General features: G+C 36.7%; 18 protein-coding genes. 14 read left to right on the top strand and 4 right to left on the bottom strand.

Going from position 1 to position 21508, the window contains the following annotated elements; genetic code table 11:
- Window positions 1-2517, top strand: a complete 2517-nt coding sequence (locus CQA38_RS00290; protein ID WP_137632011.1) for a molybdopterin guanine dinucleotide-containing S/N-oxide reductase — start codon at window positions 1-3, stop codon at window positions 2515-2517.
- Between the two features lie 42 nt (window positions 2518-2559).
- Here CQA38_RS00290 and CQA38_RS00295 read toward each other — a convergent pair whose 3' ends face one another.
- Window positions 2560-2997, bottom strand: a complete 438-nt coding sequence (locus tag CQA38_RS00295; protein WP_170999448.1) for a replication/maintenance protein RepL — start codon at window positions 2995-2997, stop codon at window positions 2560-2562.
- 228 nt (window positions 2998-3225) lie between these two features.
- Here CQA38_RS00295 and gltB point away from each other — a divergent pair, with 228 nt between their 5' ends.
- From gltB to CQA38_RS00310, 3 genes are read left to right on the top strand one after another with little or no spacing between them, the layout of a single operon-like run.
- Window positions 3226-7725: a glutamate synthase large subunit gene (gene gltB / locus CQA38_RS00300; RefSeq protein WP_137632013.1), complete on the top strand. Its 4500-nt coding sequence runs from the start codon at window positions 3226-3228 to the stop codon at window positions 7723-7725.
- A gap of 53 nt (window positions 7726-7778) precedes the next feature.
- Entirely contained in the window at window positions 7779-8753 is a 975-nt protein-coding gene (locus CQA38_RS00305) for an HTH domain-containing protein (RefSeq protein ID WP_137632014.1), read from the top strand.
- A 1-nt stretch (window position 8754) separates the two neighbouring features.
- Window positions 8755-10206 carry a glutamate synthase subunit beta gene (locus CQA38_RS00310; protein ID WP_137632015.1) on the top strand — a complete coding sequence of 484 codons (1452 nt, stop codon included), beginning with the start codon at window positions 8755-8757 and terminating at the stop codon, window positions 10204-10206.
- A gap of 221 nt (window positions 10207-10427) precedes the next feature.
- Here the strand turns inward: CQA38_RS00310 and CQA38_RS00315 are convergent, their stop codons facing one another.
- The gene (locus tag CQA38_RS00315) at window positions 10428-11375 is read right to left on the bottom strand and encodes an L-lactate dehydrogenase (protein WP_137632016.1); all 948 of its coding nucleotides are present in this window, start codon (window positions 11373-11375) and stop codon (window positions 10428-10430) included.
- Between the two features lie 118 nt (window positions 11376-11493).
- Between CQA38_RS00315 and CQA38_RS00320 the strand changes: the two genes are divergently transcribed.
- The 10 genes from CQA38_RS00320 (at window position 11494) to argS (ending at window position 20656) form a co-directional block, all read left to right on the top strand.
- Window positions 11494-12270: a threonine/serine exporter family protein gene (locus CQA38_RS00320; RefSeq protein WP_137632017.1), complete on the top strand. Its 777-nt coding sequence runs from the start codon at window positions 11494-11496 to the stop codon at window positions 12268-12270.
- Window positions 12267-12845 (top strand): threonine/serine exporter family protein, encoded by a 579-nt coding sequence (locus CQA38_RS00325; RefSeq protein WP_137632018.1) that lies wholly within the window; start codon window positions 12267-12269, stop codon window positions 12843-12845. The genes CQA38_RS00320 and CQA38_RS00325 overlap by 4 nt, the downstream gene beginning before the upstream one ends.
- Window positions 12846-12952: 107 nt before the next feature.
- The gene (gene rpsB / locus CQA38_RS00330; RefSeq protein WP_137632019.1) at window positions 12953-13753 is read left to right on the top strand and encodes a 30S ribosomal protein S2; all 801 of its coding nucleotides are present in this window, start codon (window positions 12953-12955) and stop codon (window positions 13751-13753) included.
- A gap of 2 nt (window positions 13754-13755) precedes the next feature.
- Window positions 13756-14832 carry a translation elongation factor Ts gene (gene tsf / locus CQA38_RS00335; RefSeq protein WP_137632020.1) on the top strand — a complete coding sequence of 359 codons (1077 nt, stop codon included), beginning with the start codon at window positions 13756-13758 and terminating at the stop codon, window positions 14830-14832.
- A 1-nt stretch (window position 14833) separates the two neighbouring features.
- Window positions 14834-15469, top strand: a complete 636-nt coding sequence (locus CQA38_RS00340) for an ABC transporter ATP-binding protein (protein WP_137632021.1) — start codon at window positions 14834-14836, stop codon at window positions 15467-15469.
- On the top strand, window positions 15456-16223 hold the full coding sequence (fliR, locus tag CQA38_RS00345; RefSeq protein WP_137632022.1) for a flagellar biosynthetic protein FliR: 768 nt from the start codon (window positions 15456-15458) through the stop codon (window positions 16221-16223). Before CQA38_RS00340 ends, fliR begins: the two co-directional genes overlap by 14 nt.
- Before the next feature lie 56 nt (window positions 16224-16279).
- Window positions 16280-18175, top strand: a complete 1896-nt coding sequence (locus tag CQA38_RS00350; protein WP_137632023.1) for a hypothetical protein — start codon at window positions 16280-16282, stop codon at window positions 18173-18175.
- Between the two features lie 2 nt (window positions 18176-18177).
- Window positions 18178-18798 carry a guanylate kinase gene (gmk, locus tag CQA38_RS00355; protein ID WP_137632024.1) on the top strand — a complete coding sequence of 207 codons (621 nt, stop codon included), beginning with the start codon at window positions 18178-18180 and terminating at the stop codon, window positions 18796-18798.
- A gap of 1 nt (window position 18799) precedes the next feature.
- The gene (locus CQA38_RS00360; RefSeq protein WP_137632025.1) at window positions 18800-19048 is read left to right on the top strand and encodes a twin-arginine translocase TatA/TatE family subunit; all 249 of its coding nucleotides are present in this window, start codon (window positions 18800-18802) and stop codon (window positions 19046-19048) included.
- 3 nt (window positions 19049-19051) lie between these two features.
- Complete coding sequence (gene argS / locus CQA38_RS00365; RefSeq protein WP_137632026.1) at window positions 19052-20656, top strand: arginine--tRNA ligase; 1605 nt, start codon at window positions 19052-19054, stop codon at window positions 20654-20656.
- A gap of 91 nt (window positions 20657-20747) precedes the next feature.
- On the opposite strand, the gene CQA38_RS00370 is transcribed toward argS, so the two are convergent.
- Together CQA38_RS00370 and CQA38_RS00375 are read right to left on the bottom strand one after the other, a co-directional pair.
- Window positions 20748-21263: a hypothetical protein gene (locus tag CQA38_RS00370; RefSeq protein WP_170999449.1), complete on the bottom strand. Its 516-nt coding sequence runs from the start codon at window positions 21261-21263 to the stop codon at window positions 20748-20750.
- Window positions 21211-21507, bottom strand: a complete 297-nt coding sequence (locus tag CQA38_RS00375; RefSeq protein ID WP_137632028.1) for a hypothetical protein — start codon at window positions 21505-21507, stop codon at window positions 21211-21213. Before CQA38_RS00375 ends, CQA38_RS00370 begins: the two co-directional genes overlap by 53 nt.
- Window position 21508: the final 1 nt, after the last annotated feature.

Raw genomic sequence — 21508 nt, forward strand, 5'->3', positions numbered from 1 at the left:
ATGTTAGATAGAAGAAGATTTTTAAAAGCAGCAACAACCTTAAGTGCGACTTTACCTTTTTTGCCAAGTTTAGCAAATGCTAGCGTAGAAGCTTCTAAGTCAAATTTAGGGCTTGTAAAAAATGGCTCAGTGATTACAGCAGCACACTGGGGCATTTTAAAGCTTACTATAAAAAATGGTGTAGTGGTAAAAAGTGAGCCTTGGAGAAAGCTTACAAATATGGATAATCCGCTTTGGTATCAAACCCCAGATATGATTTACAAATCCCGCGTTCGCTTTCCGTATGTAAGAAAATCATATCTTGAAAACCCAGATAGCCCTAAACCAGAGCTTCGCGGTAAAGATGAGTTTGTAAGGGTAAGTTATGAAAAGGCTATAGAGCTTATCGCCAAAGAGCTTGCTAAAACTCGCAAACAAAAAGGCGCGCAAGGCGTTTTTGCAGGCAGTTACGGCTGGAAAAGTAGTGGCAATATGCAAAACTCACGCATACTTTTGCACCGCTTTATGAATGTAACAGGTGGCTTTGTGGGTGTTACTGGGGATTATTCAACCGGAGCTAGTCAAGTTATAATGCCTTATGTGGTGGGTTCTATTGAGGTGTATGAGCAACAAACTTCTTGGGAAAATATCTTGAATGAAAGCAAGATAGTCGTCATTTGGGGTGCTGATCCGCTTTCAACCTTGCGAATTTCTTGGACGGCTAATGAGCAAAAGGCTTTAGAATACTTTGAAAAGCTTAAGGAAAGTAAGATTAAAGTCATTGTCATCGATCCTATCCGCACCCAAACGGCTAAATTTTTAAAGGCTGATTGGATCGCTCCTCGCCCAAATACTGATGTAGCGATGATGATGGGTATGGCAAGTCATTTAATTGCTACAAAAAAGGTTAATTACGAGTTCTTAGAAAACTACACTACCGGTTTTGATCAATTTAAAGCTTATTTAGAAGGTAAAGAAGATGGTATCGTTAAAAGTGTGCAGTGGGCGAGTGAAATTTGTGGCATTGAGCCAAAAGTGATTGAAAAACTTGCTGAAAGCTTTTATGATAATCCTACGATGATAATGAGTGGTTGGGCTATGCAAAGAGCACATCATGGCGAGCAACCACACTGGATGCTTGTAACACTTTGTTCTATGCTTGGACAAATCGGCACAAAAGGTGGTGGTTTTGGGCTTAGCTATCATTACAGCGGTGGAGGTGTACCAACTTGCAAAGGTGGTGTTATAGGCGGTATAAGTGCTGGCGCGGTTGGAATTTGGAAAAATGGTAAATTTCAAGGTATGCCAAAAAGCACTCAAACTTTAAGCGGGGCTGAGTGGTTGCAAAATGCTGCGAGTCATTCTTTTCCACTTGCTCGCATAGCTGATGCCTTGCTTCATCCGGGTAAAACTATAGATCATAATGGCGAAAAGATCACTTATCCAGATATTGATTTTATTTATTGGGTGGGCGGTAATCCTCTTGTGCATCATCAAGATACAAATACCAATGTCAAAGCATGGAGAAAACCTCGCACCGTTGTGGTGAATGAAATTTATTGGACGCCAACGGCAAAAATGGCTGATATTGTTATGCCTGCAACCTCAAGCTATGAAAGAGATGATATTACTATGGCTGGGGATTATTCAAATATGCATATCGTGCCGATGAAGCAAGCTGTAGCACCACTTGATGAGAGCAGGGATGATTATGAAATTTTTGCTGATATTTGTAAGGTTTATGGAAAAGCTGTATATAATGCTTTTAGTGATAATGGTAAAAAGGCTATGGATTTCATCAAAGAGTATTATGAAAGTGCTTTAAGACAAACAAGGGCTTTTGGTGAGGCTTTTGCAACGCCTATGCCAAGCTTTGAGGAATTTTGGGCGAAAAATGAGCCTATCACTTTTGAGCCAAGTATGGAAAGTATGGAATGGGTAAGATTTGCTGACTTTATAGAAGATCCTATCTTAAATGCTCTTGGCACAGAATCAGGGCTTATAGAAATTTATTCTGAAAGCATAGCAAAGTATAAATATAATGATTGCAAAGCCCATCCTACTTGGTTTGAGCCTATAGAATGGCTTGGCAATGCAAACGAAAATACACCTTTTCACTTGCTGACTAATCACCCAGCAAATCGCTTGCACTCTCAGCTTTGTCATACTTCTTTGCGTGAAAAATACGCCGTAAATGGCAGAGAGCCTATACTTATCAACAAAAAAGATGCCAAAAAACTTGGTATTAAAAATGGCGATGTAGTACGCGTGTTTAATAAAAGAGGAGAGGTTTTAGCTGGAGCTGTTTTAAGCGATGATATTATGCAAGGTGTGGTAAGGCTTTGCGAGGGTGGCTGGTATGATCCAGATGAAAATGGACTTTGCAAATATGGCGGTGTCAATGTGCTTACGCTTGATCTACCAACTTCAAAGCTCGCAAATGGCAATATCGCTCATACCGGGCTTGTAAATATAGAAAAATTTACACAAACACTACCAGAAGTTACGGCTTTTTCTGCTCCAAAAGGCGCGATTTAAACTGCCTTTTTTACTCCTTCCCTTTTGGGAGGGAGATTAAAGTTAGTTTTTGTAATAAATTGTAAGTATTTTTTCAATACTCATTTCGCCTTTTTTAAAATCATGATTAAATTTTTTTTCAAGTTTTAATTTTGTTATATTTAAAAAACTATTTCTGGCAAATATATTTGGATTTAAAAAGTAAGTATATTTATTTTCTTTTTGTGAAGGGATTATGATGTTGTGCTCTTTTAGCAAATTTATGGCGTGAGTGATTGTTTTGCTATTTTCTTTTAAGTCTTGTCCCATTTTTCTTTTTGTTTTAGCATAGATCTTAAAGACATTATTCATATTAACAGCCTCTATTAATATCCAATACAAAACATTGTGAGCCACCTTTGAATCAATTCCTACAAATAAACAAATACTCTTTGTGAGAGATTTAAAAAAATCCTCTATATTGTCTTTAAAATTGCGAATTTCATATTTTACATTTTCCACTACAATTCTCCTAAAATTTTTCATTTAAAGTAAGAGATTTTATTTTGAAATAAATTAATTTTTGCTTAATTTTTTTATATTATTAAAGAAGTAGGTTTTAAGATATAATTTTTATTTTATTATATTTTTTTTTCATTTTAGTATTTTTTAAGATAAAAAATAATCTCAATTTAAAGTTAATTTGCTATAATACCCATTTTATTATTTAAATTTTTGAAGGATAAGGCTATGAATACTGATGATATTTTAGAGAAAAACCAAAAGATAGGGCTTTATGATCCGCGTTTTGAGCATGATGCCTGTGGTATAGGAGCGGTTGCAAATATCAAGGGCATAGCCTCATATAAAGTCATTCAAAATGCTCTTGATATACTTATGCAGCTTGAGCATAGAGGTGGGGCTGGAGCTGAGGAAAACTCTGGCGATGGAGCTGGCATACTTATACAAGTGCCACATGATTTTTTTGCAAGTCAAGAACTCGGCTTTAAACTCCCTAAAGAAGGCGATTATGCTGTAGCACAAATGTTTTTATCCCCAAATACTGAAGCAAAAGAGCAAGCTAAGGCTTTGTTTTTACAAGGCTTAAAAGATAAAAATCTTGAGTTTTTAGGCTTTAGAGTTGTGCCTGTTAATCCTAGCGATATAGGACATACTGCTTTAAAGGCTATGCCGTATTTTTTGCAAGCCTTTGTAAAACGTCCAAAAGAAGTTAAGGCTGGGCTTGAGTTTGAGCGTGTGCTGTATGAAACAAGAAGGATTATTGAAAAAAGGGCTTTAAATGTGCCTAAATTTTATATCTGTTCTTTTAGCTCAAGAACCCTTGTATATAAGGGTATGTTGCTTTCTACTCAGCTGAGTGATTTTTATCTTGATTTTAAAGATGTGAATTTAAAATCTGCTATTGCTTTGGTGCATTCGCGTTTTTCTACAAATACCTTTCCAAGCTGGGAAAGAGCGCACCCAAACCGCTATATGGTGCATAATGGCGAGATTAACACCATACAAGGAAATATCGGTAGCATAAGGGCTAGAGAAGGTTTAATGCAAAGTGATTATTTTAAAAATTTAGATGAAGTATTTCCTATCATCGCAAAGCCAAGTAGCGATTCTGCTATGTTTGATAATACTTTAGAGTTTTTAAGCCTCAATGGACGCACGCTTGAAGAAGCTTTTATGATGATGGTGCCAGAACCTTGGCATAAAAACAAAACTATAGACGCGAAAAAAAGGGCGTTTTATGAGTATCATTCTACCTTAATGGAGCCTTGGGACGGACCTGCTTCTATCATCTTTACTGATGGAGTGATTATGGGTGCAAGCCTTGATAGAAATGGCTTTCGTCCGAGTCGTTATTATTTAACCAATGATGATTTTTTGATTTTAGCAAGTGAGACAGGGGCTTTAAAGATAGATGAAAAAAATATTAAAGCCAAAAAACGCCTAGAACCGGGTAAGCTCTTGCTTGTCGATACTGAGCAAGGAAGATTGATTGATGATAAGGAGCTAAAGGATCATTATGCAAATGCTAAGCCTTATGAGAAATGGCTTAAAAACCTTGTGCATATAGAAGAACTAAGTTCTAAGGGCTATAAACACGAGTTTTTAAGCTCGGCTGAAATTTTGCGTTTGCAAAAGCTTTTTAACTGGAGTTTTGATGAGCTTATGGGGAGTGTTTTAGCTATGGCAAATACAGGCAAAGAAGCCCTTGCTTCAATGGGTGTTGATACGCCTTTGGCTGTGCTTGATGAAAAGCCTCAACCGCTTTTTAATTATTTTAAACAGCTTTTTGCCCAAGTTACAAATCCACCACTTGATGCTATACGCGAAGAAATCGTTACTTCAACGCGAATTTATCTTGGCACAGAAGGCAATTTACTCAAAACAAGTGCCTTAAACTGCAAAAGAGCAAAGCTTCAGCTTCCTTTGATAAGCAACGAAGAGCTTTTTAAGATTAAAAATTTAAAAGACTTTGAAGTGGCTGAGTTTTCTTTACTTTTTGATTTTCACAAAAAAAGCCTCAAACAAGCCTTAGATGAACTTTTTAAAAGCGTTGAGGAAAGTATAAAAAAAGGTGTTTGTATAGTGATTTTAAGTGATGAGGGCGTAAGTCAAACAAAGACTTATATCCCTTCTTTGCTTGCTGTTTCAGGGCTTCATCACTATCTAGTAAGCAAGTCTTTACGCACACACGCAAGTATTATCATTAAAAGTGCTGAGCCAAGAGAAATTCATCATTTTGCTTGCTTGCTTGGCTTTGGAGCAACAGCAATTTGTCCTTATTTGGTGTATGAGAGTATTTATGATCTTATCAAAAAAGGCGAATTAGAGCTTAGCTATGAAAAAGCCGTGCAAAACTTCATCAAAGCAAGTTCAGCTGGCATTGTAAAAATCGCTTCAAAAATGGGCGTTTCAACCCTGCAAAGTTACAATGGCTCAAAGATTTTTGAATGTTTAGGTTTAAATTCACAATTTTGCGAACAATACTTTGGCTCAGTCAGTTCAAGGATAGAAGGTATAGGACTTGATGAGCTTTTTGAAGAGCTAAAAAAAGTGCATACTGAGGGCTTTAAGAATGACGATTTGGCTCTTGATTCAAAAGGAAGCCACGCTTTTAGAAGCACAAAAACCGATCATATCATTGATCCTTTAGTTATCTTTCATTTACAAGAAGCGTGCAAAAACAAAGACTACGCAAGATTTAAAAAATACACCAGTCTTGTTGATAGCAAGCTTATTAAAATCAGAGATTTAATGGACTTTGACACTAGCGAAGCTATAAGCTTAGACAAGGTTGAAAGCGTAGAAAACATAGTCAAACGTTTTAAAACAGGGGCGATGAGTTATGGTTCTATCTCAAAAGAAGTGCATGAATGCCTTGCTATAGCGATGAACCGCTTGGGAGCAAAAAGCAATTCAGGCGAAGGTGGTGAAGATGAAACGCGTTATATCAAAGAGCTTAACGGCGATGATAAAAGCTCAGCTATCAAGCAAGTTGCCAGTGGGCGTTTTGGTGTAAATATTAATTATCTTGTCAATGCCAAAGAACTGCAAATCAAAGTCGCACAAGGTGCAAAGCCCGGAGAGGGCGGGCAGCTCATGGGCTTTAAGGTTTATCCTTGGATTGCTAAAGCGCGCCACTCTACACCGGGCGTTTCTTTAATCTCTCCTCCTCCTCATCATGATATTTACTCGATTGAGGATTTAGCTCAGCTTATTTATGATCTTAAAAACGCAAATGATAAAGCCAGCATTTCAGTTAAACTTGTGAGTGAAGCAGGCATAGGAACGGTTGCGGCAGGTGTAGCTAAGGCTGGGGCAAACTGCATTTTAGTTTCAGGCTATGATGGAGGCACAGGAGCTAGCCCTAGAACAAGTATAGCTAATGCTGGAATTCCTTGGGAAATAGGGCTTGCTGAGACTCATCAAACCTTGATTTTAAACAAGCTGCGAGATAGGGTTCGCCTTGAAACAGATGGCAAGCTTATGAGTGGGCGAGATTTAGCTGTGGCTGCACTTTTAGGGGCTGAGGAATTTGGCTTTGCGATCGCTCCTTTGATCGTGCTGGGTTGTACGATGATGAGAGTATGCCACTTAAACACTTGTCCTTTTGGTATAGCTACGCAGGATTTAGAGCTTAGAGGACGTTTTAAAGGTAAGCCTGAATGGGTAGAAAATTTCATGCGTTTTATCGCTGAAGAACTGCGTGAATATATGGCAAAACTTGGCTTTGAAAAGCTTGATGATATGATAGGTAGGGTTGATAAACTCTTTCAAAAGAAAAATTTACAAGGCAAGGCAAGCAAGGTTAATCTTGATAGCATTTTAAAATCCTTAGCAACCTACAACCAAACAGCCGTGCATTTTCAGGGCTTTAAAGATAACAAACTTGAAAAAACAATTGATTATAGGGTGCTTTTACCCCTTTGCAAAGAAGCTGTATCAAAGGGCAAAAAGATCAAGCTTGCTTTAGAGGTAAGCAACTCAAGTAGAACCTTTGCAACTATGCTTTCAAGTGAGATCACTAGAGTATATGGAGCCAAAGGCTTAAATGAAGGGCAAATCAGCATAGAAGCTATAGGCAATGCTGGAAACAGCTTTGGAGCGTTTTTATGCAAGGGCATTGAGCTTTGTATAGTAGGCGATGCAAATGATTATCTAGGCAAAGGCTTAAGCGGTGGCAAGATCAGTGCAAAAGTAAGCAAAGAAGCAAATTTCTTAGCAGAAGATAATATCATCGCTGGCAATGCTTGCCTATACGGCGCAACTGAGGGACAAGTGTATCTTGATGGCATAGCAGGAGAAAGGTTTTGCGTGAGAAATTCAGGAGCAAGTGCAGTCGTGCTTGGCACAGGCGTGCATGGTTGTGAATACATGACAGGAGGACGCGTCGTCGTGCTTGGCGATATAGGTGCAAATTTTGCTGCTGGTATGAGTGGGGGCGTAGCCTATATATACGGACGTCACAACGAAGGTTTTGTCAATACTGAGCTAGTGGATATCTTAGAGCTAAGCAAAGATGATGAAAATGAGCTTTTAGGCTTGATAAATGAGCATTTAAAGCACACAAGCTCAGTCAAAGCCGCACGCATACTCAAACGTTTTAGCCCAAAAAATTTCTTTAAAATCATGCCAAGGGATTATGCAAAAATGCTTCAAACCCTAGAACTATGCAAAAAAGAAAAAAACCCAGAACTCGCAGCCTTTGAGCTGATAACCAAGGGCAAGTGAGCTTTGAAAAAGTTTAGGAATTTGATAGAATGAGAAAAATTTAAGGAAATAAAATGGAAAAGAAATTGACTTATTTAGAAGCAGCGAAAGAAGTTCTAGCAAAAACAAAACAGCCTCTTACTTTTTTGCAAGTTTGGGATGAGGTTGTTAAACAAGGTATAGATAAAAGACTTTCAAGCATAGGAAAAACGCCTTATAATTCTCTTGGAGCACAGCTTTTTATGAATGTCAAAAACAAAGGCGAAAAAGCTGATTTTATCATCGTTTCAAAACAACCTGCTACATTTTGGCTTAAAAGTAGAAGTGCGGAACTAGACAATAAAAAACCAGAACAATTTATCCAAGAAACCCCTATAAAAAAACCAGCAAAAGAAAAATTTAACGAAAGAGACTTGCACCCATTGCTTGTGAAATTTTTGCATGAGAGTGAATTTAACGCTTATGCAAAGACGATTTACCATGAAAAAAGTGTAAAAAATACAAGTGGTAAGAACAAATGGGATCATCCTGATATCGTCGCTGTTTCTTTTCCTTTTGGAAGTTATAAAAACGAGACTTTAGAATTGCTTCAAAATATCGATAGACCAGATTATAAGCTTTACTCTTTTGAGTTAAAAATTGCTTTAAATTTTGGCAATCTTAAAGAATGTTATTTTCAAGCTGTATCAAATTCAAGCTGGGCAAATGAGGGCTATTTAGTCGTGTATGAAGAAGTTGATAGCGAGGTATTAGCCGTGCTTGTGAGGCTTAATGCGAGCTTTGGTATAGGACTTATAAAACTTGAAAGTGAAATTGCAAATTCTAAAATTGTGATTCAAGCTAGAGAAAATACAAGCTTAGATGTTGAGACTATCGATGTTTTAGTAACTAATAATAGCAATTTTAGGGATTTTATCAACGATATAAACCGCAAGATAAAAGCTCATTATGAAAATATAGGTGAGATTGGCTCAAGCTTTGATAAGGTTTTAGAAGATGATGAGTTTGAAAAATACCTTAAAGACAAACATATAAACAAAGGAGACTAAGATGGCAAATCCTAGAGGATTTTTAGAATTTAATAGAGCAAAGATTGCAAAAATTGCGCCACTTGAACGTATTAAAAATTATAAAGAATTTACGCTTGCTTTTGATGAAAAAGAGCAGATTGAGCAGGCGAGTCGGTGTATGAATTGTGGTGTGCCTTTTTGTCAAGCTGGGCTTGTTGAGGATAAAAAAGATATAGGCTGTCCTTTGCATAATCTAATCCCAGAATTTAACGATGCTGTGTGTAAAGGCAATTACGCCCTAGCTTATGAGCGTTTAAGCCTTACTAATCCTTTTCCTGAATTTACAAGCCGTGTTTGTCCAGCTCCTTGTGAGGATAGCTGTGTGTGTGCGATTAACTCACAAAGCGTAACCATAAAAGCAAACGAATACGCCATTATAGAAAATGCCTTTAAGATGAAACTTGTTAAAGCAAGTAAGCCCCAGCATTATAATGGCTTAAAAATAGCCATAGTAGGAAGCGGTCCCTCAGCTTTAGCTGCAGCTTACAAGCTCAATTTACTTGGTTATAAGGTGAGCGTTTTTGAAAGAAGCGATCGTTTGGGCGGGCTTTTGATGTATGGCATACCTGATATGAAGCTTGAAAAAAGTGTGGTTGAAAGAAGGATAGAGCTTTTAAGACAAAGTGGCATAGAGTTTAAAACCAAGCAAGATATCAACAGCAAAGAAAAGGCTGATACGCTCATCAAGGATTATGACGCTGTGATCTTAGCTACTGGCGCAAGTAAGCCAAATGACTTAAACATCAAAGGTAGAGAGCTTGAGGGCATAATGTTTGCAGTGGATTTTCTTACCCTAAACACAAAAAGTTTACTAGATAATGGCAAGGCAGCAAGTTTGGCTAAGGGCAAAGATGTGCTTATCATAGGAAGTGGCGATACAAGTGTGGATTGTGTTGCTGTGGCGACTAGACAAGGAGCAAAGAGTATCACGCGTTTTGAGCGAAGTCCTAAACGCCCACTTACTAGGACAAAGGACAATCCTTGGCCCTTAAAAGCTGATATTTTCACGACTGATTATGGACTTGAGGAAGCTATTGCAGTATATAAAAAAGATCCAAGAGAGTATCAAAAAGCAACGCAAGAATTTATCGGCAAAAATGGCAAAGTTACAGCCGTGCTTGCAAGCGATCTTAAAAGGGTGCAAAAAGAAGGCAAATTCATCAACCAAATAGTGCCAAACTCACAAAAAAGTTATAAAGCTGATCTTGTGCTTTTGGCTATGGGTTTTAGTGGTTGTGAAAATGAACTAGCAAAGAATTTCAAACTTGAACTTGATGAAAAAAACAATATCTTAAGCACAAATTATCAAAGCACAAGAAAAAAGGTTTTTGTTTGCGGAGATGCTCGAATGGGACAAAGTTTAGTAGTCAATGCCATAGAAGATGGCAAATGCTGCGCGAAGGCTATAAGTGAGTTTTTAAGCAAGGCTTAGGTTTGTGAATTTGTGCGATATAAAAGGGGCTTAAGCAAGTGAAGTTTTTTTGCAAAATCTATGATAAAAACCACTTCAAACAAGCCAATTTTGTTTATAAAAGCTAAGTTATTTTAAGACATTTGTAAAAAAACAATGTCTTAAAAAACCAGCTCTTCAATTCTTATCAAAAATCAACACAAAATAAAAAGCTTGTATTTTATAAATTCATCAAAGCCATTTTAAGCTTTAATCTTAGCTTCAAGCCTATCCTTGACGCTTAAAATGGCTGTTTTTATGCTGTGTTGCGTTTGTTTAAGTTTGGCTTTTTCAACTTCGCTAAATTCGCACTCTAGCACCTCTTCAACGCCATTTTTACCAATTATACAAGGTAAAGACAAAGCATAATCCTTAAACACACTAGAAACTGGAACTAAAAGTTTTTTATCTTTAAGCACGGCTTCAGCAAGCATGGCACAAGAGCCTCCTATGCCGTATTCTGTGCGTCCTTTTTTGTTGTAGATGAAATAGCCCTCATTTGCCACTTCTTTTTCAAGTTCTTCTGTGTTGAGCTTTTTGCCTAATTTTTGCTCATAATACTCATTTAAGCTTTTTGAACCCACATAAGCATGGCTTAGGTAGGCAAATTGAGAGTCTCCATGCTCGCCTATCATAAAAGCTTTGATATTGCAAGGATTAAGTCCTAGTTTATCGCCTAAAATTCGCCTTAATCTTGAGCTATCTAAATTTGTGCCAGAACCAAAAATTCGTCCTTTTTCAAGCTTGCTAAGCGAGGCAGTAAGATAAACGATACTATCATTTGGATTTGTAGCGATGACATACACGCCTTTAAAACCGGCTTTTTCAAGTGGTAAGATGATATTTATAAGCTCAAAAGCATTGTTTTCAAGCTCCTCAAGTCTTGTAGCTAGGGTGTTTAAATGTGTTTTTCTAAAAGAAAGCACGATTACTTGACACTTTGCGAGCTCTTGGATATCTTTGGCTAAATATATCTTCGTATGCGAATGAGTGAAAACCAAGCTATCTTTAAGATCATGAACATGAGCAGCAGCCAAATCAGTTTTAATATCATAAAGCATTAACTCATCACACATTGCCGCACTCACAAGATTTGAAGCTGTTGTTGCTCCTACAAATCCTACACCGACAATTCCTACTTTTGTTTGCATTTTTTATCCTTTTTTATATGATTTTTTAAACAAAATTTTAAAAATCTGTTATAATTTTACCTTATTTTAAACATTTTGTGCTAGAAATACAAAAGAATTTCTATGAAAGAAAATATGCATGCAAAAGCCAGATATTCAAGAACTGAGTAATTTTTTGATCAAATACATCTCCACTATGGTGGGCGTTGGCACTTATAGCTCGCGCGTAAATCGATGTGCAGAACGCATAGCTGCAACCTTTGGCTACGAGATTCATTTGCACTTTTCTTTTAATCATACATTGATTAACCTTATCGATCCTGATGATATTTCGATCTCACGCACTTATCTTGTCAATAACAAATACTCTCCCATTGATTTTCGTTTGATCTTGGATTTGAGCGCCTTAAGTTGGGCGATTTATGATCATATCCATGACTTAAAAGTCGCAAAAAGGTGTTTTGAAAAGCTTATTCAAAAAAATCAACGCCCAGCTTATACTTATATACTTTTTGCAAGTATAGCCCAAATGGCTTTTTCAAGACTTTTTGGAGGAGATTTTGAAACCTCGATTTTGGTGTTTTTAGGCACTCTTGTTGGCTCAAGTTTAAGGGCAGTTTTTACTCATTTTAAACTTGATATGAGAATTCAATACATCATCTGTGCATTCATCTCCTCATATATCGTTTCTATAGGCGTTGATTTAGGTTTTACGAAGACAGGCGAGGTTGCACTTGGTTCGAGCATTTTGTATTTGATCCCGGGAATTTTCTTTATCAACTCGGTTATTGACATACTTAAAAGCTATGTTTTAGTGGGTTTAAGCCGCATTATTAGCGTAGCGATTTTAATCAGCTGTATAGCAGTAGGCATTTACACCACGCTTGCACTTTCAAATTTAGGTTTTTGGCAATGAATGGGTTTTATTCTATACTTACCGATATGTCTTTTGCAGCAATTGCTGGCTTTGGTTTTGCATACTCTTGCAATCCTCCTATTCGCACCTTATTTTTATCGGCTCTTTTGGCGGCTATTGGGCATGGTTTTCGCTTTACTTTGCTTGAGTTTTTTTCTTTTCAAAATCTTGCTCTTGCGACTTTTTTTGCGTCTTTTTTAGTGGGTTGTTTTGGTATGCTTTTTGCTAAAATTTCAAAAACCCCAGCCGAGATTATCGCCTTTCCGGCTTTACTTGTGATGATACCTGGAATTTATGCGTATAGGGCGATTTTGTATCTGTTTTATTTTATCAACTCAAGCGATGCGACTGAAAAAACGCGGTATTTGGTGGATTTTTTTGATTGTTTTTTAACGACGATTTCAGTAACTTTAGCTTTAGCTGTAGGCATTTCAATGACTTTATTAATCTTTTTTGAGCAAAGCTTTATGATGACAAGAGGTGCAAAGTATTTTGAAAAATACAAGCGGTTTAAACGTCTTACTACCCACCCAAGCGAAATTTTCAAACGCCATGAAAAACTAAGCAAAAACTAAACTTAAATTTGCTAGAATTAGCCTTTTTATTTCACACGCACCAATCCTTTTTAGCTTGATGAGTTCAAGGGGTGCGGAGGAAAAAGCTAAATTTTAAGGAGAAACAAATGGTTAGTATGAGAGATTTGCTTGAATGCGGTGTGCATTTTGGGCATCAAACACGCAGGTGGAATCCAAAGATGAAAAAATTCATTTTTGGTGAGAGAAAAGGCATTTATGTTATTGATTTGCAAAAAACCTTGCGTTATTTTCGCTACACTTACAACATAGTAAGAGACGCTGCTGCTGAGGGTAAAACTATACTTTTTGTAGGCACAAAAAAACAAGCTTCAGCTGCGATTAAAGAATATGCTGAAAAATGCGGTATGCCTTATGTTAATCATCGCTGGCTTGGCGGTATGATGACAAATTTTGGCACCATTCGTCAAAGCATACGCAAGCTTGAAATTATAGAAAAAATGGAAGAAGATGGCTCTATCAAGCTTTTAACCAAAAAAGAAGCCTTAATGCTTACTCGCAAAAAGGAAAAACTTTTAGCTTATCTTGGCGGTATAAGACATCTTAAAACTCAACCTGATATGATTTTTGTGATTGATACGGTTAAAGAAAAAATCGCTGTAAAAGAAGCTAATCGCTTAAGAATTCCTGTAGTTGCACCACTTGATACAAATTGTGATCCTGATCTTGTAACCTATCCTATCCCAGGAAATGATGATGCGATCCGCTCAGTGCAGCTTTTCTGCCAAGAAATGTCAGAAGCTATCATCGAGGGCAAGGCTTTAAGAGAGCAAGATGAGGATATAAGCGAAGAAAAACAAGAAGTCAGCGATGAAGAAAAAGAAGCTATCGTTGAAGAAGCAATGAGTGAAGAATTTAGCGAAGAAGACTTTGAAGAAGAGGAAAAATAATCATGGCTGAAATCACTGCACAAATGGTAAAAGAGCTTCGTGAAAGCACCGGAGCTGGAATGATGGATTGTAAAAATGCTCTTAAGGAAACTGAGGGCGATTTTGAAAAAGCGGTGCAATACTTACGCGAAAAAGGACTAGGAAAAGCAGCTAAAAAAGCTGATCGCTTAGCTGCTGAAGGGCTAGTAAGCGTTAAAGTGAGCGAGGATTTTAAGCAAGCGACTTTAAGTGAGATTAATTCAGAAACTGATTTTGTAGCTAAAAACGAGCAATTTATCGCCTTAACTAAAGATACCACAGCTCACATTCAAGCTCAAGCTATCAGCACTACTGAAGAGCTTAATAAAAGCGTGATTAATGGCACTCCTTTTGAAGAATACCTTAAATCTCAAATCGCAACCATAGGTGAAAACCTTGTTGTGCGTAGATTAGCCACCTTAAAAGCTGGTAATAACGGCATAGTCAATGGCTATATCCACACTAATGGACGCGTTGGCGTTATCATCGCTGCAAGTGCTGAGAGTGAAGAGGGTGCGAAAAAAATCACTGATTTTTTAAAGCAACTTTGTATGCATATAGCTGCTATGAAGCCTGTATATCTTAGCTATAAAGACTTAGATATCAATTTTGTAGAGCAAGAATACAAAGCCTTAGTTGCCGAGCTTGAAAAGGATAATGAAGAGCGAAGAAGACTCAAAGATCCAAACAAGCCAGAGCATAAAATTCCAAAATACGCCAGCAGAAAGCAACTTAGCGAGGCTATCTTAAAGCAAGCCCAAGAGGATATCAAAGCTGAGCTTAAAGCTCAAAATAAACCAGAAAAAATTTGGGCAAATATTATCCCAGGTAAGCTCAATAGCTTCATCAGTGATAATTCTCAGCTTGATAGCAAGCTCACTTTAATGGGACAATTTTTTGTAATGGATGATAAAAAAACTATAGAGCAAGTTATAGAAGAAAAGATCAAAGAACTTGGCGTAAAATTTGAAATCATCGAGTTTATCCGCTTTGAAGTGGGCGAAGGACTTGAGAAAAAGTCTGAGGACTTTGCTGCTGAAGTAGCTGCACAAATGAGCTAAAATGGAACTTTTAAGAGCGGAAAATTTAAGCCACAGCTTTGATTATCCGCTTTTTAAGGATTTATGCTTTAGTCTTAATGAGGGACAAAGCATAGCCATACAAGGAAGTTCAGGTTGTGGAAAATCCACACTTTTACACATACTTTCTACACTTTTAAAACCAAATTCAGGAAAAGTTCTTTTTCAAAATCATGATCTGTATGCCTTAAGTGAAAGTGAAAGACTAAGGATAAGAAGGTATTTTTTTGGCATTATCTTTCAAACTCATTATCTTTTTAAGGGTTTTTCTGCTTTTGAAAACATAGAACTTGCTAGCGTCTTATCAGGACAAAGCTTAGATAAAAGTTTACTTGAAAAGCTTGGCATAGCTCATCTTTTACATCAAAAAATCGCTAAACTCAGCGGAGGACAGCAACAAAGAGTAAGTATAGCAAGGGTGCTTTGCAAAAAGCCTAAGATTATCTTTGCAGACGAGGCAACAGGAAATTTAGACAAAGAAAATGCCACTAATGTTATAGAAATTTTAAACAGCTATGTAAAAGAAAATGCAGGTGTTTTGATCTTTGTAACGCACGATAATTCGCTTGCTTTGCTTTGCGATGAGCAGTATAAGCTAAGTCAAAATGGAATTTGTTAATTATCTTGGCGATAAAAATGTCGCGGCTTTTTTCTTACTTTTTGCAAGAGTAGCTGGGATTTTTGTTTTTTTTCCTTTTTTTTCACACAATAATATCCCAAATATTATCAAAGCAACTCTAGCTTTGTTTTTGACTATGTTTTTATTTCCTTTAGCAAAGCTTGAAATGCCAAGTTATAATTCTTTTTTTATCTTGCAAATTTTAAGTGAAGCTTTGCTTGGAATGATAGCTGGACTTTTGCTGAGTATAGTTTTTGCTTTCGTGCAGTTTGCAGGCGAGCAAATGGCTTTTACTATGGGCTTTACTATGGCAAGCGTGCTTGATCCAAGTTCTGGAGCGAGTGTGCCTATTACTTCTCAAATTTTAAATTTACTTGCCTTGCTTATATTTTTAGCCTTTGATGGACATCATTTGATCTTGCTTTTTTTGAGTAATTCTTTAACTTATATTGATTTGGGCGGTTTTTATCCGGGCGAAAATTTGCTTCGTTATGTTAATACAAGTATGCTTAATATCTTTATGATAGGCTTTGCGATGGCTTTTCCGATCTTAGCGATTAATCTTTTAGCGGATTTAATCTTTGGGCTTTTGATGAAAACTATGCCTCAATTTAACCTTTTGGTTGTGGGTTATCCTATAAAAATTGCGCTTGGTTTTGTAGTTTTAGTTTCGATTTTAGCGATAATGATGCAGTATTTTAAAGAACTTATTTTAAAAGTTTTTTCAAATATGCAAACTTTATTCTTTATCTAAGCATTTAATAATAAAAAATATCTTAAAATATAGTTTTTCATCTTAAGGAATGGTGCATGAAAATCGTATTGCTCAATAAAAACCCTATCGTTTCAAAACTTGTGCGTTTGAGTGCTGAAAAAATAGCTTATGAATTTGAAGAGTTTGAAAATGCTGAGGACTTTCAAGGAAGAAGTGATATTATCATCATTGATAATGAAGTTGAAGCTGATATAAAAGAGCTTACTCAAAAATGCGAAAAGCTCATTTATTTGAGTCCAAAAAGTGCTGAAAATGTTGAAGGTGTAGAAAATTTACACAAGCCATTTTTGCCAACTGATTTGATAAAACTCATAGAAAATAAAACTATAGAAGAAGCTCAAGTTGTCGAAGAACCAAGCGTCAAAGAAGAAGATAAAGAGCCTGTAAATAAAGAAGAAAATCCTTATGATGATATGGAGCTTGATCTTGATGCTTTGAATTTTGAAGATATTGATGATACAAATACAGATAAAAAAGAGCAAGAAAATCAAGATGAAACAGCTTTGAAAGATGAAGCTAAAGAAGAATTAAATTCTCAAGATGAGCCTAAAATCCAAGATGAACCTTCATCAAATCAAACTCAAGATGAAGAAGAAAACAAAATACAAAAAGAAGATGAAGTGCAAGAGCCTCAAGTAGAAGATCTAAGCGAGCAAGAGAAAAAAATTACAAAGCTTGAAGGACAAGATGAGCATTTTGATGAAAATGATTTAGATAGAGTTTTCAAGATGAGCGATGAAGAAAAATCAGTTAGCAAGCCTGAAGAATTCGATGATGAAGAGCTGAAAGACTTTGATTTAAATCTTGATCAAACACAGCCTCAAGCTTTACCTGAAGAACTTAGCCAAGAAGAATCAGCACAAACTCAAGATGAAAATGCAGCCCAAACTCCTTCTTGGGCTGATGAACCTATAAATTTAGATGAATTAAGCCAAGATTTAGCTCAAGATGAGACAAAAGTTCATGAAGAGCTTGATTTACATAAGCCTAAAGAAATTTCACAAGAACCAGCTTTAGAACAAAGTGAAGCCTTGCAAGAAGATATGCAAGAAAACCAAGATAAAGCAGCTCAATCTCAAGAGACTGAAGCTCAAGATGAGACGGATAAGCTTGTTTCTAACGAAAAGAATAAGATAGGTGATTTGACTGATTTGCCTAAGCAAGAGCTTACAGAAGAAAAAATAAACGAAACTTCAAACGAACCAGAAACTCACGAGTCAGAAACTCAAGTTGAAACAAATACCGAGCAAGCCCCGCAAATTCAAGATGAAACAAAGGCTCAGCACTTAATGCAAGCAGAATTAAAAGATGAAACTCAAGATGAGCTTAAAACTCAAGATGAAAAAGAGTCCAACACTTCACAAGAAGTTCAAGATGAGCCAGCTCATGAGCCTTTCAGTGTCGAGGAAAAGCAAGAAAAGCAAATTGATTTTGATGATATACCAGAAGATGCGAAATTTTTAGGGCAACTTGAGACAAAAGAAGAGCAAAACGAGCCTCAACCTCAACTTATCGATGAAGAAGATTTAAAAGCTGATGAAAACTTAAGCGCTCAAGATAAAATCAAAGCCGAACTTGCTGCACTAAATGATTTGGATAAACAGGATTTGCAAAACGAAGAATCACCAAGCCCTAAACTAGAAAATGCTGAAATTCAAAAGGATATAGAACAACTCAATGAAAGAGAAATTCAGCTTGCATTGGGAGAAGAAGTGAGCGAGGAAGAACCAACGCAAGAGCCTATAGAGTCAGCACATACTCAAACAACACAAGAAACCCCAAGCCAAAAAAGCGATGAGATCATCGATGAACTTAGCAAAAGTATAGCCGCAGCTGTAAATGAAAGTATTAAAGATGATACTTTAAAAGCTGCTTTAAAGGGTATGAATATGAACATTAGCATTAACATCAAATTTGATGAGAAAGCTTAAACGTGCAAGGTGGTTATATACTTTTGATCTCTGGACCAAGCGGGGCAGGTAAATCCACGCTTTTAACCCGCTTGATGAGTGAATTTAAAGATGAGCTTTATTTTTCTATCTCTTGCACGACAAGAAAGCCTCGAGATGGCGAGATAGATGGGGTTCATTATCATTTTATAAGCGAAGAAAGCTTTCAAAAAGGTATAGATGAAGGAGCTTTTTTAGAATGGGCTAAGGTGCATAATAATTTTTATGGCACTTCTTTAAAACACACTCAAAAGGCTCTTTCTGAGGGTAGGGTGGTGATTTTTGACATCGATGTGCAAGGTTTTTGCATAGTTAAAGAAAAACTTAAAGATGAATTAAGCTCAGTTTTTATCACAACAAAGACAAAAAATGAGCTTGAGAAAAGACTTATTAATCGAAAAACTGATACAATAGACACGATTAAAAAACGCCTCATTGTAGCTGAAAATGAGATGAACTTCATCGCTCAGTATGATTTTTTAATCATCAATGAGGATTTAGAGCAAAGTTATAAAGAGCTCAAAGCTATCTTTGATGCATGCAAAAAACGCGTGCAAAATAAAAATATAGCTGAAATTCAAACTCAATGGTATAAAGGAGAATAAAATGGGTTTAAGTTCTATAGGACCGGGACAATGGCTGATTATCTTACTTATCATCGTGCTTTTATTTGGTGCTAAAAAAATTCCAGAACTTGCAAAAGGCTTGGGTAAAGGCATAAAAACCTTTAAAAGCGAGATGAGTAATGATGAAGATGAGGCAAATAAAAATTCTGCAAAGCTTGAAGAAAAACCAGATGCAAAGGTTTTTACAAGCGATGAGGGCATAAAAAGCGACGAGCAAAAGAAAGCTTAAGTTTTGAAAACAAGAGTGTATGAGTGCGTAAAGCAAGGCTTAGAGCAAGACTTTGTACTTGAAAGCCCAAAGGATAAGAATCTCGCTCATTTTGCAACCCCACTTGCCTTTTCTTTGGCTAAAGAATTAAGAAAAAATCCTAAGCTTATCGCTGAGGAATTAGCTAGTAAATTAAATAATGAAACACTTTTTGAAAAGGTTGAGGCTGTTAATGGCTATGTGAATTTCAAGCTTTCGCGTGAGTTTTTAAACGATGAAGCCACAAAGGCTTTAAGCAAGAGCGAGGATTTTGCAAAAGGAAGTGTTAAAAAGCAAAGTTTTTTGCTTGAATATGTGAGTGCAAATCCTACAGGACCGCTTCACATAGGACATGCTAGAGGGGCTGTTTTTGGTGATACTTTAGCTAGGGTAGCAAGGCATTTGGGTTTTAAATTTGACACTGAATATTATATCAATGATGCAGGCAATCAAATCGAGCTTCTAGGACTTTCAGTGCTTTTAGCTGTGCGTGAAAATGAGCTTAAGCAAAACGTTGTTTATCCTGAGCAGTATTATAAAGGTGAGTATATCAAAGAGCTTGCTAAGGAAGCTTTGGCTGAGTTTGGGGCGGATTTTTTTGAAGAAAAAAATATCCCTAAAATCGCTTCTTGGGCAAAGGATAAAATGCTTATTGAGATCAAAGCAACTTTAGCTACAGCACGTATAAAAATCGATCATTTCATCAGCGAATTAAGCTTGTATAAAGAGCTTAACGCTACTCTTGAGGCTTTAAAAGCAAATCATGCTAGCTATGAAAAAGAGGGTAAAATTTGGCTTAAGTCAAGTCAAAAAGGCGATGAAAAAGACCGCGTCATCGTGCGAGAAGATGGGCGAGGAACTTACCTTGCTGCTGATATAGTCTATCATAAAGATAAGCTAAGCAGAGGCTATGATAAGTGTATCAATATCTGGGGAGCTGATCATCACGGCTACATAGCTAGGATGAAAGCAGCGATGAGCTTTCTTGGTTTTGATGAGAATAAACTTGAAGTGATTTTAGCGCAAATGGTTTCCTTGCTCAAAGATGGCGAGCCTTATAAGATGAGTAAGAGGGCTGGAAATTTCATACTTATGCAAGAAGTGCTTGATGAGATAGGAGCTGATGCCTTGCGTTTTATTTTTTTAAGTAAGAAATGTGATACTCATCTTGAGTTTGACATTAATGAACTTAAAAAGCAAGATAGCTCAAATCCGGTTTTTTATATCAACTACGCACACGCGCGCATTCATCAAGTATTTGCAAAGTCTGGCAAGAGTGTAGAGCAAGTTATCAGCGCTGATCTAAGTAAACTCAATGATGAGGCTTTAAATTTGCTTTTTGAAAGCTTAAATTTACATGCTATTTTATGCGATGCCTTTGAAAATAGGGCTTTGCAAAAGATAGCAGACTACCTAAAAAGCCTTGCAGCAAGTTTTCATAAATTCTACAATGAAAACAAAGTGCTAGGCACAGATAATGAGGACGCCTTGCTAAAGCTCTTTGCAGTAGTAGCTCTAAGCATAAAAACAGCCTTAAAGCTTATGGGTATAGAAGCAAAAGATAAGATGAATGCTGATGAGTTGAAGTAGGATCTGTCTTTTTGCGTATTTTTTCTTAACACAAAAGTATTCAAGCCCATAAATTGGGCTTTTTCTTAAAATTTAAGTTTTTGTAAAATCATCATTCCAAAACTATAGCCCCAAAAACTACATAAGGTGTGTAAATTTCTATATCATAGTCGCCATATCGATGATAAATTTCCTCAATGCCAGCCTTTGCAATGCTCTCGCGCAGATCAAGCACCCCACAAAGCGCACCCATATAGCTACGACCATCTTTATAGTCAGCAAGCACTGCTTCTATATATTCAGGCACACTTTCTAGCTCATCATTTGTCATTATATGGTTTTTGTTTGCATACACTTGTATCGCAAAAGTTGCTACTTTTAAGCCCTCAAATTGCAATTTTTTAATATCTCTTATTTGCTCGCGTGCTTGTGAGATGATCTCAAGGCAAATCGTATTAAATTCAGCACTAGCTTTGATGCTTACATTAAGCCAAAGGTATTTGTGTTCTATCCATATCTGCAAAGCTTCCTCGCCTTTGCCTAGCTGACACCACAAATCCACACTACGCGTGTTTTTATCCTTGCCTTGTGCATTTTTTATAGGTTTTTTTTGAGCCTTTGCAATCAAGTCCTACTTCGCTATAAACATAAGGCGTGATTAGGTGCAAAGCGTGTGCCATGCTTGCATATCCAGTTCTTTCACCAAGTATAAAAGGAAATTCACCGATATCTTTTTGCATGGTTAGATTGATCTCAAATACTTTGTATGCAAAGTCGTTAAAGAATTTTTTAAATTTCCTACCATTGGTAAAACTATCGCTTTTGTAATGTTTATCAAGTAGATAATACTTTGCGTATTTAAAATTTTCCATT

Source organism: Campylobacter sp. MIT 12-5580 (assembly GCF_005406235.1).
GTDB lineage: Bacteria > Campylobacterota > Campylobacteria > Campylobacterales > Campylobacteraceae > Campylobacter_D.

Coding starts and splice junctions, on each gene's coding strand:
- CQA38_RS00290 (WP_137632011.1), top strand. CDS start 1: ATGTTAGATAGAAGAAGATTTTTAAAAGCAGCAACAACCTTAAGTGCG.
- gltB (WP_137632013.1), top strand. CDS start 3,226: ATGAATACTGATGATATTTTAGAGAAAAACCAAAAGATAGGGCTTTAT.
- CQA38_RS00305 (WP_137632014.1), top strand. CDS start 7,779: ATGGAAAAGAAATTGACTTATTTAGAAGCAGCGAAAGAAGTTCTAGCA.
- CQA38_RS00310 (WP_137632015.1), top strand. CDS start 8,755: ATGGCAAATCCTAGAGGATTTTTAGAATTTAATAGAGCAAAGATTGCA.
- CQA38_RS00315 (WP_137632016.1), bottom strand. CDS start 11,375: ATGCAAACAAAAGTAGGAATTGTCGGTGTAGGATTTGTAGGAGCAACA.
- CQA38_RS00320 (WP_137632017.1), top strand. CDS start 11,494: ATGCAAAAGCCAGATATTCAAGAACTGAGTAATTTTTTGATCAAATAC.
- CQA38_RS00325 (WP_137632018.1), top strand. CDS start 12,267: ATGAATGGGTTTTATTCTATACTTACCGATATGTCTTTTGCAGCAATT.
- rpsB (WP_137632019.1), top strand. CDS start 12,953: ATGGTTAGTATGAGAGATTTGCTTGAATGCGGTGTGCATTTTGGGCAT.
- tsf (WP_137632020.1), top strand. CDS start 13,756: ATGGCTGAAATCACTGCACAAATGGTAAAAGAGCTTCGTGAAAGCACC.
- CQA38_RS00340 (WP_137632021.1), top strand. CDS start 14,834: ATGGAACTTTTAAGAGCGGAAAATTTAAGCCACAGCTTTGATTATCCG.
- fliR (WP_137632022.1), top strand. CDS start 15,456: ATGGAATTTGTTAATTATCTTGGCGATAAAAATGTCGCGGCTTTTTTC.
- CQA38_RS00350 (WP_137632023.1), top strand. CDS start 16,280: ATGAAAATCGTATTGCTCAATAAAAACCCTATCGTTTCAAAACTTGTG.
- CQA38_RS00360 (WP_137632025.1), top strand. CDS start 18,800: ATGGGTTTAAGTTCTATAGGACCGGGACAATGGCTGATTATCTTACTT.
- CQA38_RS00375 (WP_137632028.1), bottom strand. CDS start 21,507: ATGGAAAATTTTAAATACGCAAAGTATTATCTACTTGATAAACATTAC.